Here is a 17,192-nt window from a genome sequence, read left to right on the forward strand (position 1 = left end):
AGTGTCTTCAGTTGGCGAAGATGTCCTGCAGCTGGCCCTGCGGGGTCCACAGCGCCACGGAGTCGCCGCCGTTGTTCAGCACCGAGGCGGTGCCATCGTTGTAGAAACTCTCCGCGGTGTTGGTGCCGGGGCCGGTGTAGACGCGCAGTTCGGCGCCCGGGGCCAGGACGTACCCGTCGCCGATCGCAAGGATGTTGTTCGCCGCGTCGCGGATGATGCTGCCGCTGACATCGATGCTGCGGCCGGTGGTGTTGCGCAGGAGCACATGCTCCCCGGTTTCCGCCTGGACGTCGCTGCCGGCCGGGTTGTTAACCGAGTCGACGATTTCGACGCCGTTCGCCGCGGGGAAGGGCTTTCCGCCGTCGAGGTAGCGGGCGGTCTGGATTGGGAAGTCGCCCGTGACGGCGTCGACACCAAGGTCGATGGAGTGCTGGACGGCCTCGGGCGAGTTAGCGGTGTAGACGCCGATGACCAAGCCGGCGGCCTTCACATCCGCAACGTTCTGCGCGGTCAGCGTGCGGTAATTGGTGCCCACGGAATCGGCGAACCCAGCCCACTGGGCCAGGGTTTCCGGACCGGGAACGGTGCTGGAAAGCTGCTGCAGCTCGATCTCCGGGGCGATGGAGGCGAAGGTCCGGTTGGAGGCCTCATCGAAGCCGAGCACCTGGATCTTGTCCGCGGCGACCAGTTTCTGCCACTTCTTATCGGTGCGCAGCTCATCGGCGACCAGCTGCTCGATGCCCGGGGAGTTCTTCGGGGACTTGATCTCGATGTAGACGCCGGTCTCGGTGGTGGCGACCTTGGCGGCATCGTCCAGGTGCGGGATGCGTTCGCCGGCGAATTCCTCGCCGAAGTAGGCACCGGCGTCGAGCTGCTGCAGCTCCGCCCAAGTGAAGGACGTGATCGGATCGTTGGCGCGGTCCGGGAAGACACCCTCGACGTTGGTGGTGCGGGCCGGGGTGTCGTCGTGGAAGAGGAACGGCACGCCGTCGGCGCTGAGCTGCACGTCGATCTCGAAGAAGTCCGCACCGGAGGCCCGGCCGTCCTTGAACGCGGCAACGGTGTTCTCCGGTGCCGTGCCGGCGGCACCGCGGTGCCCGATAAGCAGCGGAGCTTCGGCCTGGCTGCCGGCCGCATTGTCCTGCGCGGCTGCCTCGGCGGTATTGGCTGCGCCGGGCTGCGGCGCTGCCTGCTGGGCAACGGCGGCAGGCGCTGCGAGCAGGGACAGCCCGACGGCGGTGGCCGCGGCTGACCCGGTCAGTAGCGTGGTGATGCGTGATGCCATGAGAATTGAACTTCCTTCATCCTGGTGGTCGATATCTCCCCTTGGTCGATGCTGGCGCGTGGTTGCATCCGGCATGCCAACGCGGAGTGAACCCGAAATGAAGGTCGGGAAAAGGTGGACGCGGTGTGGCGGCCGCCACTAGATTACGAGCATGGCTCAACATGGGGGAACCAACGATCCTGCCGCTGCCGGCGGCCGGACGGACGCCGGCGCTCCGGACCAAGCTGGCGCGCCGCTGCCGGGACGGCCGCCCAGACCGCAGCTGTCAGACCGGACGCCGCCGCCGATAGGGCAGGCCCTGCCACCCACCGGGATGGTGAAGGCAGCCAGGTCGCTGTGGCTGTTGAGCTTCCTGCTCGGCGCGGTGGCCATCGCCTTTGCCTACTTGTCCCGCGACCACCGGCTGGAGCGGCTCCGCGAGATCGTGGCCGAGGTTGACCCTGCCCAGGACGAAGCGACAGTCGATGCGGTGGCTGCGCTGGTGCATTGGGGCAGCCTGGGCGCCCTGGCACTCATCATTGTGGTTGAGGCACTACTGCTGCGCGGGCTGATGCGCCGGCGCGGCGGGATCCGGTGGGTGCAGCTGGTGGTCCTGCTCATCCACGGCGGAGCAGCGGTCCTGACGGACGCATTTTTGGTGGCTCCGGGCGAGGGCGAAATGTACCTCCGCTGGATGCTGGTGGCACAGCTGGTGCTAGCCAGTGCGGCGCTGCTGGTCAGCCTGCTGCCCGGCGCCGACGCCTGGTTCCGTGCCAAGCACGAGACGTACGGTAGGCCGCGGGGCTGAGGCGTCCGGCAGCCCGGCGAGGATCGCCTCGCAACTGCGGACCACAATCTGGCAGGCTTCCGCGGCGCTTCGGTCGGTCATCGGGTTCTCGGCCAGCGTGCGCCAGCGGCGCAGGCAGGCCAGGGCTTCGGCCCGGAGCGCCTCCGCTGGCGTGTCTTCGGGCAGGGCGAGCCGGAGTGCAGGCAACATCCCCCGGCCGCCGATCAGGCGTTCGGCCTCTGCCGCCAGCTCCTTGGGCAGATCGAGGCCCGTGGTCCGCGCGGTAGCCAGCAGCCGCAGCTCGCGGAATTCATGGGCACCGGCCTGAATCCGTTCGAGCATTGCTGCCACCCGCTCCGTTCCGGCCCGGGGCCGCTCGCGGAGAAGGGCCTCCACCCCCGCCAAGGTGGTCCGCGCCTTGAGCTGCGCGGCGCGGGCTTGGAACTGGCCGGACATCAGACCCAGCAGGTCGTCCAGTCCGCTGCGGCGCGCGAGCGCGTGGGCCAGCGCCGTCGGCTCGCTGATACCACCCCGGATGAGAGCCGTGGACATCCGGATCCCAAACAGGCCGAAGCGTTCCAACAGAGCTGCCCGGAACTCGGGGACCGCTTTTAATCCTGCGGCGGGACGGGCAAATCTGTCAGCGGAGAGCAGCATGCGTTCGCGTTCCGACCGGTCCAGCCGGGCCAGTTCCAGCAACGCGGTGAACTCCGCCTGACGGAGCGTGCGCGCACCTTGGGCCAGCAGGCCGGCGATCGGAACGACGCCCAGGGCCAGTGACCGCAGCGTGCCGTCGCGCCGGTAGCGCTCGGCGATCTCGCCCGCCGAAAGCAGCGAGTCGATCCGTCCGGCGCCGATTTCGTCTGCCCGGGAGAGCACCGCGAGCGCGTTGACCGTCCCCGATTGGCCTGCAGCGGTGTCTTTGAAAGCCTCCAGGAACTTCAGGTCGGCGGCGTGCAGGTGCCGCATCAGGTAGACGATGGCGTCCGCTTCAGAGGGAGCATCCCGGGGCGTGAGGAAGTTCGTGGCCCGGGCGGAGACGTCGCCGGAGAGCGAAGCGATGCCCGGAGTGTCGATCAGGGTCAGCTCCCGCAAGCCCTTGGCCGGCCAGTCCACCACCAGCCGCTCAACCTCTTCGGCCCGTGTGGCGCCCATGTCGAAGACCAGCCTGCCCTCGACCCTCCTGATCGGCAGCGTCCAAGGTTCGGGTGCAGGTGCTGCGCTGGCTACGCCGGCCACCGGGTACAACGTGATCCGCGGGGTGTCCCGGTAGCGGTACCAGGTCACCACCCGGGTGCACTCGGCGGTGTCGGTGGGCGCGATCTCTTCCCCGATGATCGCGTTGAGCAGAGTGGATTTCCCGGCCTTCACCATGCCGGCGAGCGCCACCCGCAGCGGTTCGGCAAGCCGCCGCTGATAGCCCTCGAGTGCACCGCGCGCGTCCGGATCATCCGCATAAGCCTCGATCGCCTGACGCAGGAGGTCCGGAACGGCGTCGGCGGCGGAGCCGTTCGTGACGGCGCGGTCCGGGCCCGCGCCGTCCGCCCCGGCGCCGTTCACACTGTGCCTGCCAGGGCAGGTTTGCCGTCCAGCTGCTGGACATGTTTGCGCAGCGCGTTGACGCGCTTGAGCTCGGCCTTGATCTGCCGGATACGATCTTCGCGTTCCAACGTAAACGTGGAAGCTGCCTTCTGGGCCGCAAGCACCGAATCCGCCAGCGAGCGGTGGTGCTCTTCGGCGATTTCGGTGAAGTGGTCCCGCGTGGCGCGCTGCACCAGACGGAGCCGGTCCTTGAGCTGCTTGCCCACTTGGAAGACGACGTCGTCCAGTTGGCGGCGGACCAGTGCCTTGGCCTCCGTCTGGCGCCGCTTGAGCCTGGCTTCCTTGTCCTCCCGGTAGGCCTTGCCGCCGAGCAGAAGGCCCGCCCCAACCGACAACGGGTTGATCAGGGCCATGCCGACGATTCCGGTCAGCAGGCCGAACATGAGCACGCCGCCGTAGGAGCCGCGCATACCGATCAGGACCTTCTGCAGCGGCCCGATATGCCCCGGATCCAGCACGGGCACCTGCTCCACCGGGTCCAGCACACCGCCGGTATCGTCCACCCGGAGCACCGGCAGCGGCACTTCGTCCCGCGCGAAATGTTCGGCGACCTGCGCGGAGAGCCACTGTGCGCGCTCGTCCGCCCAGACAAAGGTGTCAGACACGGCCGAAGCAACACGCTGCTCGAGCCACTCGGCGAACTGGGCCCAAATCGGCCCCGGATCCCCCGCGTCGATGGCCTCCTCGGCGTCGCGCTGGATGATGCGCAGGCGGTCGCGCAGGTCATGCTCCATGTCCGCAATAAGGTCGCTGACGCCATCGCCGAGCGTAATTTGCCAACGCGCCGACCGCCGTCGTTGTTCGTCCGCGCGTTCTTTTGCAGTCTCCAGTTCCGCGATCATCTGTGGCGTGCTTTCGGGGTCTTCCAGCGCGCTGAGCTCGGACTGCAGCGACAGCCCCAGGTGCTCGGTGGTGGAGAGCAGGTCGCGGGCCACCGAATGCCGCTGGAGCCGTTCGGCCTGGCCGAGGATCTCCTTGCGCAGGTAGGTGACCAGTTCGGGAAAACCGGACTCCGCGTTGAGCTCGTCGTCGCGCAGCCGCGCGGCATGCAGGCGCAAGTCGGACGAGACGGGGAACAGCGGGATGCCGGAGCCCACCCGGTCCAGGTGGCGTCGGTCCAGCTCCGCCACCTGCCGCCACTGCGGATACAGGTCCGTCTTGGACAGCACGCAGGCCACGTTGGGGCAGATCCGCATCGCCTGCCGCAGGAAGCGGATCTCCGGCTCGGTGTACTCCTGCGAGGCGTCCGAGACCAGCAGCATCGCGTCCGCGGTGGGCAGCGCGGTGAGCGTGGTCAGCGAGTGCGCCGAGTCCAGACCGCCCACGCCGGGCGAATCCACCAGCGACAGCCCTCCGGCGAGAACCTTGCGCGGCAGGTACACCTCGGCCGCGGCCAGCCGGTTGCGGTTTCCGGGATTGCCGCTCTCGGAAACGTGGGCGGCCAGCTCCTCCAGTTTGACCGGGCGGCGCTCCAGCTCAGGTTCCCTGTCACCGTCGGCGTAGCCGGTCTCGCCCTTGGGAACAACGACGACGGCGGACGGCGGATCTCCATGGCGCACCACTGTAGGAACGGAGGTGGCAACATCGTCGTCGACCGGGCAGACCGGTGCGTTGACCAGGGCGTTGATCAACTGGCTCTTGCCCTGCTTGAATTCACCGACCACGATCACCCGGATGCTGGGATCCAGCAGCCTGCGGCGGGTCTGTTCCAGCCGGCGCCGCAGGTCCCGCCGCTCCCCGGTGCCGACCAGCTCGATGCCATAGTCAACCAGCTTCACGAGCTCAACCACAGTTGCCCTCCTTCGAATTCGCTACTGCTTAAACCGCGCCGTTGCCCGGCAGGATGGGATTCCTCCTGCCGGGCCGGTGCGAGACTATCGGCTGACCCCCACGATCACTCGACGTTGACGCTGTTGTCGGTGTTCTCCTCTACTTCAAGGTCAAACTCGTTGTCTGCGACGATGACCGATTCATCGATCGACGTGAACTCGGCCTCGACGTCGCCGATCTCGGTGTTGACGGATTCGTCGTTGGTGAAGGAATCCTCCACCTCCAGGTTGGTCGACTCGTCCGTGTTGAAGGAGTCGTCCGCGGTGAAGGAGTCCTCGACGTTGGTGGAGTTGTCCGTGTTGCCGATGTTCTCCAGTTCGGCGTCGATGTTTGTTGAGTTGTCCGAGTTGTCGTTGAACGAGTCCTCCAGTTCGACGTCGACCTCGGAGTTGCCGACATCCTCCAGCGAGTTATCTTCGGAGTTATCGTTCAGCGAATTGTCCAGGTCCACATCGACGGAGTTGTCCTCCGAGTTGTCGTTGAACGAGTCCTCGTTCGTGGTTTCCTCGACGTCGACGGTGTTGAAGTTGCCGTCGATGCCGTCGTTGTCCTCGTTGCCGATTTCGTTCTCGTCCCCGTCGACACCGTCGTTGTCCTCGTTGAACGAGCCGATGATGGTGGTGTCCTCGCTGCCGACTTCGACGTCGACGTCGCCGTCGGCCTCGACATCGACATTGGTGGAGTTGTCCTCGGAGTTGTCCTGCTCAACATCGCCGTCGGCAGCGATCGAATCATCACCGTTGGCCACGTTCGCGTCTTTGCCGGCAGCCACCGAGTCGTCACCGGAGGCGATGACTGCGTCGTTGTCGAAGATCTGGCTGACGTCACCATCGGCCCAGATGTTTTGGTTCACCGACTGGTCGTTGATGGTATCCCTGTCGTCCACCGTGGAGGTGTAGGAATACTCGTTGACGATGTGGGTCAGCTGTTGGACTGCGTGGCCGTGGTCGTCATCGTCGTTCCGGCGATGACCGCCGTCGTCGTCGTTATCCCGGTCCGGACGATGGTGGCCGTTGTCGTTGTCGTTGTCCCAGTCGCGGCCGCCGCCCCCGCCGCCGTCGTTGTTATTACCCCCGTCGCTGTCCGGATTGTTGTGGTCGATCCGCGAGGAGTTATCCCCCGTGTTGTACTCGCGGTCGAAGGAGGCACCGACGCCAACCGGGGCAAAGTCCAGGACTACCGGCATGACGGCGTCGACGTCGTCCGAGCAGACGTCGCTGAGGCCGGCGTGCTCCAGTTCCCGCTCGGGATCCTCGCGGAAGGCGTGGGCCGCATCGGGGTCCCGGAGCAGGTTCATGATGAATTCAAGAAGGGTGTTCGCAAGAGTAGGCATGGTATTCCCTCAATCTCAAAGGTGTGTGAACTTGGATCCGCCGAGCTGGCTGCCTGGCTTGCTTCAAACGTAGGTCCGGGGTGGCGGGGCCGGCATCGGGGTTATCTCCCCCTGTGCGGCTACCCCCTATAGGGGGTTGGACGTCCCCCAGCGTTAGGGAAGACCGGATGGTTCCTCGCCGAGGAGCAGGCGCAGCTGCGCCAGTAGCTCCGAACGTGTAGCGGCGCCTAACCTGCGGCGGATCCTGGCGATGTGGTGTTCGGCGGTACGGGGCGAAATGAAGATTGCGGCGCCGATTTCCCGGTACGTCTTGCCTTCCAGCACCAGCCGGGCCACTTCGCGCTCGCGGGCACTCAGGACCGCCCCCTCCGAGGCGGCACCGGCCGGCTGCCCTGCCGAAGGCCGGACTGCCGGCCGGACCGCCGGCAACGTTGGCACGAGCTCGGTTTCCGCGCTGACCGAGACCACGGATCCGGGGTGAAGGTCCCGGGCGCAGGCGAGCAGCCTGGCCATGTCCCTGCGCTCGTCGGCGCGCGGGGCGGCGTGGCCGGCCAGCCGGGAGCCGTCCCAGGTCAGTCCGACCGCGGCCAGCCCGCGTGCCGCCGCTTCGACCGCGTCGACGTCGATATGGCCGGAGAGGACCGCTACCCAGGACCGCCCGGCGGCCGCCAGCACGGAGGCCAGATGGTTATTTCCGGAGGCATGGACCAGCGCCGAAGCATGGGGCGCAAGGTCCGATGGCCGCTCCGCCAGGATGGCGGCCTGGACAGCATGCCAGCGCAGCGGAATCGACCACAGCGGAGGATCGCCGAGACGCTCCAGCAACGCCCAGGCCTCGGCGAGCTGCGGCTCCAGCCGGGTCGAATCACGCAGCCGCGCGGCCGCGACGGCCAGTTCGCCGAACGGCAGCAGGCTGTAAAGATCTACCGAGACATGCAGGATGCGCTCGCGGGCGCGCTGCCAGGCGTGGACCAGGGCAGCGGTGTCATCGGTCCGGCGGGCCAGGCCTACTTCCAGCGCGTCGAACAGCAGTTCGTCACGGGGTGCGAGTCCGCCCTCGCACGCGGCGGCCTCGATGATGGCCGCACGGGCCCGGTCCGGGCTGTCCAGCTGCATGGCCGTCCAACCGCGCAGCAGCAACAGCCTGGGACGCGCCGCCGGGCCGGCCTGCTGCCCGGCCAGGGCATCGTCCAGCACGGAGTCGGCCACGGCCGGTTCGCCGCTGTGCAGGGCTACCAGCGCAGCCAGCGCCGCCGGGACTTCCGGGAGCGGAATGCTGCTGGCGGACGCCGTCATCATGTCCGAAGCCCGGATCAGCGCGGGCAGGGCGCGGTCCGGCTGCGCCGCAATGGACGCGCTGATCCCCTCCCCCATGAGTCCGACGGCGACAGCGGCGAGCGTGGGCGAACGGCTCGGTCCGCGCGACTTGAGCATGGTTTCGGCGCCTCCGCGGTCGCCGGTGCCGATCATTGCGACGACGGCGAGCGCAGCCGATGGGCCGGCCTGGTCCGCTCCCAACCACCGGTAGACTTCCGCGCTGCGTGCCAGCATGCCCCGCTGTGCCCAGATGGCGGCGGCTACGTCCACCCCGCGGACGAGGTCGGGTGCGTCTTGGCTTGAGAGCAGGTTGTCCAGAATCCTGCCGGCGCCGTCAAGGTCGCCGATGGCTGAGGCGGCCTGGGCCCGGCGGGCCGCGGTGGCAAGTTCGTCGGAGCCGGCGGCTCCCGCTTCGTCATAGAGGGCAGCGGCGAGCGCGGGCTGCTCGGCCAGCACATTATCGCCCTCGTCCTCCAAGGCTCGGGCGATCCGCGGGTCCCTCAATCCGCTGCGCGCCAGTCCGCGGGCGACCTCGCCGAGTGGACGTCCCTCCGCGGTGATGGTATCCACCAGAGCCCGCTGCGCTTCGTGGACACGGTACGGCGGCGTCGCAGCCAGCACGGCCTGGCGCACCAGTGGGACCAGCTTTCCGTCGGCGCGCAGCAAACCCGCGGCCCGCGCCCTGGCGACAAGGTGATCGAGGCTTTCCCCGGCCCGGTCCAGGGCCGGCGGAATTTGCCCGGCGAGGTCGAAACCGACGCTGAGGGCTAGCAGCAGGTCGGTCAGGCCGCCGTCGATCTTGTCGAGTTCATGGCGCAACTGGTCCATCAAAGTGCGTGACTGGTGCGGCTCGGACAAGACGTTGCTGTCGCCCTGGCCGATAGCTTCCATAACCAGGTACACCAGCCAGGGCATGCCGGCGGTAGTCTCCGCGAGCTGGTCCACGAGCGACGTCGTGGGGGCAGTCTCCAGTACTTCCGCAGCCCGCGCCCGGATTTCCTCGTTGGACAGCGGACCGAGGATCACCGGTGCGTGATGCTGTTCCAAGGTGGCGGACAGACGCCGCAAGGCGGCCGGCTGCGGCCAGGGCCGGTACGCCACCATCAGGTTCACATCCCGCTCCTCGATCAGCGAACCAAGCTGGGCCAAGGCGGAATCGCTGAACTCATGGGCATCATCGACCAGTACAGCACCGCGGGTGTTGACCGTGCAGAGATCGAGTTCAGTAGGACTGAGGTCCACGCAATTGCGCAGAACATGGAGGCCCATGGCGCGGTACTGTGCCTCAAGGTCGTCCAGCAGGACGGTCTTCCCGGTTCCGCCGGCACCAACGATACCGGCCAGCAACCGCGTTTCCGGGGCGGCCGCTACCTCGGCCAGGAAAGAGGCAGCAACAGTAGGGCGAAGCGGGCGCGATCCGATGCCCGCAAGACTTGTCTCCACGACGTCACCCCTCCGGCGCAGGTGCAGGTGCAGGTGCAGTCGAGGGTGCTTCCGGTGCGGGCACGGGCGGTGCCGGGTCAGCTGCTGGTTCGGTCGCGGTGGGCGCCGGCGGTGCGGGTTCAGGAGGAGCGGGTTCAGGAGGAGCGGGGGCGGGCGGGTCAGGTGCGGGAGCCGTCTGCTCCGGGGCGGGTGGCTCGGGGACTGGCTGCACGGGCACCGGGGTCTGCGGGACGTCAGGAGCAGGTGCCACGGGCGGCTCGGCTGTGGTCGGCGGCTGCGTGGCCGGGGGTTGGGCCGGCGTCGTGGGCGCGGGACCGGTTGCCGGCGGCTTCGGCTGCGGCGCCGGGGAGGTCGGGTCTTGTGCGGCCTTGCTCGGTTCGGCGGCTGGTCCGGGGGCTGATGGACCCGTTCCCTTTGCCGTCGGCTTCGGTGTGCTCGACGACGAGTCCGGGCTGGGTGCGTTTGTGCCTGACGTGGAGCCCTTCCGCGGTGTGGCCCCGCCGTCGTTATTTACTGCTGCCGAGGTCCCGTCCGCGGGCGCCGTCCCTGCGATGGGATCGGCGTCGGGATCCACCGCCTGCCAGTTATCAGTGATCGGAGCCCCGCCGCTGCCGTCCAAGACCGGCAGTCCTGCCGGTCCCCCCGCACCTGATCCCTGTGGCCCAGCGCCATCGGGCAGCGGAGCCGTCCCCGCTTCGCCTTGCTCGTCCGGAGCCTGCGCCCCCGCTGCCCCGGCCGCCAACGAACTCATTTCCGCCGGACTCTGGGCCGCTGTGGCCGTCAGGATGGTGAGCGTGGCGACGGTTGCCGCGACCGCCGTCATCCGGGCGCCGGTCCGCGGGTGTGCCGGTTTACCGGAAGCCACTGGCGCGGCCGTCCCCGTGTCAGTTCCGAAACCGTGGCCGTGGCCTTGGGCGGCTGGCTCCTCGGGCGCGGCCGGACTGTCCGGAGCAGTCCCCGCTCCGGCCGCCGCCGGAGCCAGCATGGCCGCGGCCGAGAACGCTGCGCCCAGCGAGATGGAAGCCTTGGGATCGGCGTCGATAGCGATCGGCCGGTTGAACTCCGCCGAGAGCAACTGCGCCACGAGCGGGATGCGCGAAGAACCGCCGATCAGGAGGATGGCGCTCAGGTCTTCGGCCTCGGTGCCGGCCGCCTGCATCGCACGCTTCAGCGCCGCCATGGTCGTTTGCACGCCGTCGTCGATCATCGCTTCGAACTCCGAGCGCACCAAACGAATCTGGTTTTGGCCGCCCGGCAGAAGTACCGGGATGGAGGCCTCGGAATCCGTGGAAAGGGCTTCCTTCGCCTCCGTGCATTCCCGGCGGAGCCGCGCGAGCGCCATCAGTACCCCGGGATCGGTGGTATCGAGGCCGGCCAGCGCGTCTGCCGCGCAGGAAGCAACATGGCGGAAGACAGCGTCGTCGAAATCGGCGCCGCCGAGGCGCTCGATGCCCTCAGGACGCCCCAGCGTGCGGAACGTGTCCGCACTGGTCTTCTGCAGGACGGCCGCGTCGAAGGTTCCGCCGCCGAGATCGTAGACCGCGACGGTGCTGCCTTCATCGACCCGTTCCTGCGAGGCATAGTGGACCGCAGCAGCCTCCGGTTCGCTGACCAGCGTGACCTCGGCGAGTCCCACACCTGCCAGGGCTTGCCGGATCAGGTCCGTTTTATAGCCGCCCCAGCTGGCCGGATGCGCAATAGCGATGGCGGCAGGCGGTTCCCCCTCGCGTTCCTGGGCGCGGTCGACAACCCAACGTGCCATGGTGGCGACAATATCCTCGGGCGCAACAGACAGGTCGCCGACGACGATGGGGACGGCGTCACCCACACGCCGCTTGAATTCACGTACTAACCGGTCCGGATGGGTTGTTCCGCGGCGTTCGGCTGCCTCGCCTACCAGGACCTGGCCGTCCTCGCCCAGGAAAATCACCGATGGCACCGAGCCGCCGCGTACGCCCAGGTTCAGGATCTGCGGTGGCGGCTGCCCTGCACCGTCCAGGCGCGCGACCGCCGCGGCGGAAAAGCTCGTGCCAATATCAATGCCAAGTACAAAGCTCATGGACTCCCCCAGCAATGCGCGATCGACGTCGATCGTCCCAACCCGTGAATGGGCCTTCAGTCAGAGCAGTGCGATGCTCCCCAATAAGCCAGGCAGAAATCCATGCCATGGATGCGGCATGTCAGCGGACCTCATTACCTCCGCTGCGGTGACCTCAAAAGTGCTTGCGATGATGATCGCGCCGGTTCCCAGCCGGCCCGCTCGTAGTCTCTGCTTGACCCCAACTCCTTCAGATTAGGAGCCCCTCTGCGGGAATAGCAAGGGGTTCAGACCCCGTAACCCTGCCGGAAAATCCCCGTGTCCATGGTTAATGGATTAGGTAGACCTAAAAGTCTCGCAGGGTGCAATCCCTGGGGCTGACGCGCGGGTTTTCGATCTCATCCTTCGGACTGATGCCGCCCATCGTGCTGGAACCTAGACTCGCAAACGGGGGTTGGAAAAATCGCGGTCAACCGGCGCCGGACCGGACCTGCACCCCCTTCACAGACGGTAGGAACGGGGGAGATGCGGGTTGGAGTTTGACCAGCTGATGTGGCTTCTGTGTGCCGGCCCGTTTGCCCTCTGCCTCACCGTCGGCGCGCTGGTCAGCGTGCTCCGCAGCGACTTCCCGACCGGCGCCAAAACAGCCTGGGCCTGTGTGGTCCTCCTCGTCCCGGTGCTTGGCGCTTCCCTCTGGCTCGCGGCGCATCGCAACAAGTAAGAACCAGCGAGGAGACACCCATTCGTGATGGAATAACCGAAGGCAGCCCGACAACCGGGCTATAGGGGCTGACCGGAATCGAGGCGTCCATGGCAACCGCACGCCGCAGCACGTCTGTGCGGGTGGGAATCCTGGTTTTCGACGGCGTAAAGCTGCTCGACGTCGCCGGCCCGGCGGAGGCCTTCGCCGAGGCGAATCTGCTCGGCGCCTCCTACGAACTTGTCCTCCTGTCGCCCGATGGGAACGACGTCGTCTCTTCGGTGGGCATGCGGGTTTCGGTTAATGCCGCGGCGGCCGACGCAGCGAATTTCCACACGGTGCTGGTGGCCGGCGGTGACGCCCTGCCCGTGAAGCAGGTGCCTGCCGGGTTGGTCGCTGCCGCCGGGCATTTGGCCAACAACACTGTGCGCATGTCTTCCATTTGCACGGGTGCCTTCGTTCTGGCCGCGGCGGGGCTGCTTGACGGCCGCCGCGCCACAACACACTGGAAACATACCCAGGAATTGGCCCTGCGCTACCCGGCGACGCAGGTGGAGCCTGACGCCATTTTTGTCAGTGACGGTGGAATCCACACTTCGGCCGGTGTCACCGCGGGAATCGACCTCGCACTTGCGCTGATCGAAGACGACCACGGCCCGGATCTGGCCAGAGCGGTAGCCCGCTCGCTGGTGGTGTACATGCAGCGTTCGGGCGGCCAGTCGCAGTTTTCCGCCCCGTTGCAGGGCGAACCGCCCAAGTCCTCACCGCTGCGCCGGGTGCTTGACGCCGTCCAAGCTGATCCAACGGCGGAGCACTCTGTCCCAGTGCTTGCCCGCAACGCCAACCTGAGCGTGCGGCATCTGACCCGGCTCTTCCGCGAGGACCTGCAGACCACTCCCTCGAAGTACGTGGAACTCATCCGCTTCGATACCGCCAAGGCCCTGCTGGACGCGGGCTACAGTGTCACGGAAGCGGCCGAACGCTCCGGATTCGGCAATTCCGAAGCGCTGCGGCGGACCTTCATCGCGCGGATCGGCGTGCCGCCGTCGAAATACCAGCAGCGTTTCCGGTCGACGGCGAAAACCGGCTGAACGCCACGGGCGCCATGACCGAATCCGAGGGAATGTCGTCCTTTGCGACGGGGCCGGTCCCCCGTCCTGCCGGACAGTATGGAAAGTGGGCACATCCCCGTGCCCCAGTACATAAGGAGACATTCATGGCGGAAGTCATTGCCGGCATTACGGTTCCGGACACCGAACTCGTCCGGAACGCAACGGAACTGGTCCGCGGCACCACCAACGACTTGCTGTTCGACCACTCCCGGCGGGTGTTCCTCTTCGGCGCGCTTCAAGGCCGGCGCATGGGCCTCGACGTCGACCACGAGCTGCTCTACGTGGGCGCCCTCTTCCACGACCTGGGCCTGACTGATAAGTACGGCACGGACAAGCTGCGCTTCGAGGTCGACGGCGCCAACGTCGCCAAGACATTCCTGCTGGACCACGGACGTTCGGAGGCTGACGCGACCAGGGTGTGGACCGCCGTCGCACTCCACACCACCCCGGGCGTGCCCGAATTCATGGACCCTGAAATCGCACTGGTGACCGCCGGCGTGGAGACCGATGTGCTGGGCATCGGCTACCGGGACCTTGAGCGGTCCGATATCGACGCCGTCACCGCCGCCCACCCGCGGCCGGACTTCAAGCGGCAGATCCTGGCCGCCTTCACGGAGGGCAACAAGCATCGCCCGGAGACCACCTTCGGCAACGTCAACGCCGATGTGCTCGAGCACTTCAGCCCCGGTTTCCGCCGCACGGACTTCGTGGAGATCATCCAGAACTCCGCCTGGCCGGAATAGGCTTCGCCTTCCCGTTCCGATCCGCCTTAGTGCCAGCGGCCACCCGCCGGCACTAGGATCGGACGAGAAGATGGAGGGCCACCAATCAGGGAGGAGCGCGCCATGGCATCGTCACCAGCTGCCGCAGGCCTCCCCGGCCCCACGTCCCGCGGCCTCGCCCTCGTCCGGGTCAGCCTTGAACCGGGCGGCGTTGGGCTCGTCCCGCACCGGCCCCGCGCTCCGCGGCCGGACGAGGTGGAACTCAAGGTGACGCTGTGCGGCCTCTCCGGCGCCGACGTCGTTGTCTACCATGCCGATCCGGCCTTTGACTGGGTCCGTTCCGGCACGGTGCTCGGGCACGAAGCCGTGGGGGTGGTATCTGCCGTCGGCCTGCTAGTACCGGAATGGCCGGCCCCGGGGACCCGCGTTGTTCCGGTATCCATGGTCAGCTGCGGCGACTGCGAAGAATGCCTGGCCGACCGGCCGCAGCAGTGCGCGCGGCCCAGTATCCTGGGGCTCAACCGTGATGGAACGGCAGCGCGGACCGCCCTGGTTCCGTGGCAGAACCTGCTGGCGGTGCCGGACGGTCTACCCGATACGACGGCGGTGCTCGCCGAGCCGACGTCCGTCGCCTGGCGTGCCGCCGCCACGGTGGGACAGATCCGTCCCGGCGACCGTGTGGCGGTTTCGACTACCCGGGCGGTCGGGCTGCTCGCTGCCCTGATTGCCCGGAGCCTGGGCGCCGACGTTGTGATGGTGGGACGTCCCGGCCCCCACCATCAGCAACGCCAGGAACTCGCCGCGAGCCTCGGGCTGGAAAGCACCACCGAGCCCGAGCCGGAGAGCGTTGATGTCTGGATCGAAGCATCCGGTTCGGGCAAGCAGTTGGCTGCCGCCGTGGAGGTGCTGCGGCCGGGCGGCAGACTTGTGCTCGTGGCCATGTACGCCACGGGTGCCCGGCAGACGGTGAACACGCTGGTTGGCAAGGAGCTCACCGTCCTGACCAGCTACGCCTCTACCCGCTCGGACTACGATGACGCGCTGGCGTTCCTGTCAACCATGCCGGACCTCGGCGAACGCCTGATCACCGTTTACCCTATGGGGCAGGCCGTGGAGGCGCTGCGCCTGACGGCAGAAGGAGCGCCTGCCGATCACGGCCGCCCGCTGGTCAAAGCCGTGCTCCGGCTGAACGGCTAACGCCAGACTGCCTGGTCACACCGGTGTCCGGCGGCCAAAATTGACACAGCGGTGTGACCCGTGACATATTTCTCTGCGTGAACCTGTCAGACAGCTGGACAGCAGGACAGCCCATTGTCCGCGTCGGTGCCGCCGAGGCCGTACTGCGATCCCTCCGCGCCGCCATCGAAGAGGGCAAGCTCCCGGTCGGCACCAAACTCAGTTCCGAGGCCGCGCTGGCTCAGCAGTACGCCGTCAGCCGCTCCGTGATCCGCGAGGCGCTGCGGTCCTGCGCATCCCTGGGCCTGACAGTGACGCGGACCGGCAAGGGCACCTTCGTGATCTCGGACCGCGTGGCCTCGGACCTCACCCTCGGCCAGTACTCCGCCCGGGAACTGACCGAGGCCCGCCCGCACATTGAAGTCCCGGCCGCAGGGCTGGCCGCCGAACGCCGCAGCGACGAGGAACTCGCATTCCTGCGGGACGTTGTCCAGGCGATGTGCACCGAGGACGATCCGGAAGCCTGGGTCAGCCTCGACGCCAGCTTCCATTCAGCCATCGCCCGCGCCAGCGGCAACCGCGTGTTCGAATCGGTGGTGGCGGACATCCGCGACGCGCTCGCCCACCAGTCCGAGACACTGAACATGGTGGCCGGCCGCCAGCAGAAATCCGATGTGGAGCACCGCCGCATCGTCGACGCCATCGAAGCCGGTTCCGCCGAGGAAGCCAGCGCCGCCATGCGCGAGCATCTGGCCGCGGTGGGCGTGGCACTGGACCGCCTGCTGAACGCCAACTGATTCACCCAGGCGGTTTCCGCCTCGCTTATTTAGACCGCATTCCCAACAGAAAGCCGCCATGCTGCCCTTGATGTCCCAGGTTGAACCCGGCCAGCCCTGCTCCGTGCCCCGGCCAAACCATGTCCCGCTCGCCGAGCAGACCCGCGGCGGACTGGTGGAAAGCCTCCACTACGGTTCCGTCATCGCCCTGGATTACGACGGCGGCACTCGGCTTTCCGCCGGCGACCCCTTGGCGCTGTTCTACCCGCGCTCCTCGCTCAAGCCGCTGCAGGCCGTGGCCATGGTCCGCGCCGGCCTGGACCTACCGCCGGACCTGCTGGCACTGGCCGCGGCGAGCCACTCCGGTTCCCGCGAGCATCAGGACGGGGCAATGCGCATTCTACGACTGCACGGCCTCACCGAAGCGGTGCTTGAGAATACGGCCGATCTGCCCTACGGCGATGCGGAACGGCAGGACTGGCTCCGCGCCGGCGGCGAAGCGTCGCAGCTGGCCCAGAACTGCTCGGGCAAGCACGCCGCCATGGCGGCTACCTGTGTGATCAACGGCTGGCCGGTAGCCGGGTACCTGGATCCGGAACATCCCCTGCAGACGGCGATTGCCGCCGTCGTTCTTGAGCTGACCGGCGAGGAATCCCCGCTGACCAGCACGGACGGTTGCGGCACGCCGCTCTGTGCCCTGAGCCTGCGCGGCATGGCCCGCGCGTTCGGCCGGATCGCGTCCGCCGCGCCAGGTACGGCCGAGGCCACTGTGGCCAGCGCGATGATGGCGCACCCGGAACAGGTCGCGGGTGCCGGCCGGGACGTCACGGCGCTGATGCGGCTGGTTCCCGGCCTGCTGGCCAAGGACGGTTTCGAGGGCCTGCAGCTGGTGGGACTCCGCGATGGGCGCGCCGTCGCGGTCAAGATCTCGGACGGCGGCGACCGCGCGCGCATGCCGGTCACGCTCCAGGCGCTGGCTTCCGTGGGCCTCGACGCCGGCCTGCTGCAAACCCTTGCCCCGGCGCCCGTCCTGGGCGGCGGACGTCCGGTGGGAGAGCTCCGCGCCATCGATTTCAGCACCTCGAACTAAGG

At 67.7% G+C, this 17,192-nt stretch carries 13 protein-coding genes; 7 read left to right on the plus strand and 6 right to left on the minus strand.

All coding sequences use genetic code 11. The annotated features are described in order from the left end of the window. Nucleotides 1-7: 7 nt before the first annotated feature. Nucleotides 8-1,285: a glycerophosphodiester phosphodiesterase family protein gene (locus AC20117_RS04515; protein WP_074700804.1), complete on the minus strand. Its 1,278-nt coding sequence runs from the start codon at nucleotides 1,283-1,285 to the stop codon at nucleotides 8-10. 151 nt (nucleotides 1,286-1,436) lie between these two features. On the opposite strand from AC20117_RS04515, the gene AC20117_RS04520 reads away from it, so the two are divergent. Beyond that, nucleotides 1,437-2,072 carry a hypothetical protein gene (locus AC20117_RS04520; protein WP_101632538.1) on the plus strand — a complete coding sequence of 212 codons (636 nt, stop codon included), beginning with the start codon at nucleotides 1,437-1,439 and terminating at the stop codon, nucleotides 2,070-2,072. Here the strand turns inward: AC20117_RS04520 and AC20117_RS04525 are convergent. The 5 genes from AC20117_RS04525 to AC20117_RS04545 form a co-directional block, all read right to left on the minus strand. Further along, entirely contained in the window at nucleotides 1,980-3,530 is a 1,551-nt protein-coding gene (locus AC20117_RS04525) for a dynamin family protein (RefSeq protein ID WP_236777540.1), read from the minus strand. The two genes, AC20117_RS04520 and AC20117_RS04525, sit on opposite strands and share 93 nt — an antisense overlap. 77 nt (nucleotides 3,531-3,607) lie before the next feature. Further along, nucleotides 3,608-5,443, minus strand: coding sequence for a dynamin family protein (locus AC20117_RS04530; RefSeq protein WP_074700801.1), 1,836 nt, complete (start codon nucleotides 5,441-5,443; stop codon nucleotides 3,608-3,610). 104 nt (nucleotides 5,444-5,547) lie between these two features. Continuing rightward, a complete protein-coding gene (locus AC20117_RS04535) occupies nucleotides 5,548-6,816 on the minus strand; it encodes an IniB N-terminal domain-containing protein (protein ID WP_074700800.1) in 1,269 nt (422 codons plus the stop codon). Between the two features lie 153 nt (nucleotides 6,817-6,969). Next, a complete protein-coding gene (locus tag AC20117_RS04540) occupies nucleotides 6,970-9,576 on the minus strand; it encodes a helix-turn-helix transcriptional regulator (RefSeq protein WP_236777442.1) in 2,607 nt (868 codons plus the stop codon). Between the two features lie 4 nt (nucleotides 9,577-9,580). Continuing rightward, nucleotides 9,581-11,635: an Hsp70 family protein gene (locus tag AC20117_RS04545; RefSeq protein ID WP_074700797.1), complete on the minus strand. Its 2,055-nt coding sequence runs from the start codon at nucleotides 11,633-11,635 to the stop codon at nucleotides 9,581-9,583. Between the two features lie 511 nt (nucleotides 11,636-12,146). Here AC20117_RS04545 and AC20117_RS04550 point away from each other — a divergent pair. The 6 genes from AC20117_RS04550 (at nucleotide 12,147) to AC20117_RS04575 (ending at nucleotide 17,190) form a co-directional block, all read left to right on the plus strand. Next, nucleotides 12,147-12,335, plus strand: a complete 189-nt coding sequence (locus AC20117_RS04550; protein WP_074700796.1) for a PLD nuclease N-terminal domain-containing protein — start codon at nucleotides 12,147-12,149, stop codon at nucleotides 12,333-12,335. Between the two features lie 89 nt (nucleotides 12,336-12,424). Continuing rightward, nucleotides 12,425-13,405, plus strand: coding sequence for a GlxA family transcriptional regulator (locus AC20117_RS04555; protein ID WP_074700795.1), 981 nt, complete (start codon nucleotides 12,425-12,427; stop codon nucleotides 13,403-13,405). 125 nt (nucleotides 13,406-13,530) lie between these two features. Continuing rightward, nucleotides 13,531-14,169: an HD domain-containing protein gene (locus AC20117_RS04560; RefSeq protein WP_074700794.1), complete on the plus strand. Its 639-nt coding sequence runs from the start codon at nucleotides 13,531-13,533 to the stop codon at nucleotides 14,167-14,169. 102 nt (nucleotides 14,170-14,271) lie between these two features. After that, nucleotides 14,272-15,345, plus strand: coding sequence for a zinc-dependent alcohol dehydrogenase (locus tag AC20117_RS04565; RefSeq protein WP_074700793.1), 1,074 nt, complete (start codon nucleotides 14,272-14,274; stop codon nucleotides 15,343-15,345). Between the two features lie 77 nt (nucleotides 15,346-15,422). Continuing rightward, on the plus strand, nucleotides 15,423-16,121 hold the full coding sequence (locus AC20117_RS04570) for a FadR/GntR family transcriptional regulator (RefSeq protein ID WP_074700792.1): 699 nt from the start codon (nucleotides 15,423-15,425) through the stop codon (nucleotides 16,119-16,121). A 70-nt stretch (nucleotides 16,122-16,191) separates the two neighbouring features. Next, nucleotides 16,192-17,190: an asparaginase gene (locus tag AC20117_RS04575; RefSeq protein ID WP_074703217.1), complete on the plus strand. Its 999-nt coding sequence runs from the start codon at nucleotides 16,192-16,194 to the stop codon at nucleotides 17,188-17,190. Nucleotides 17,191-17,192 lie beyond the last annotated feature (2 nt).

Source organism: Arthrobacter crystallopoietes, from assembly GCF_002849715.1.
Classification (GTDB): domain Bacteria; phylum Actinomycetota; class Actinomycetes; order Actinomycetales; family Micrococcaceae; genus Crystallibacter; species Crystallibacter crystallopoietes.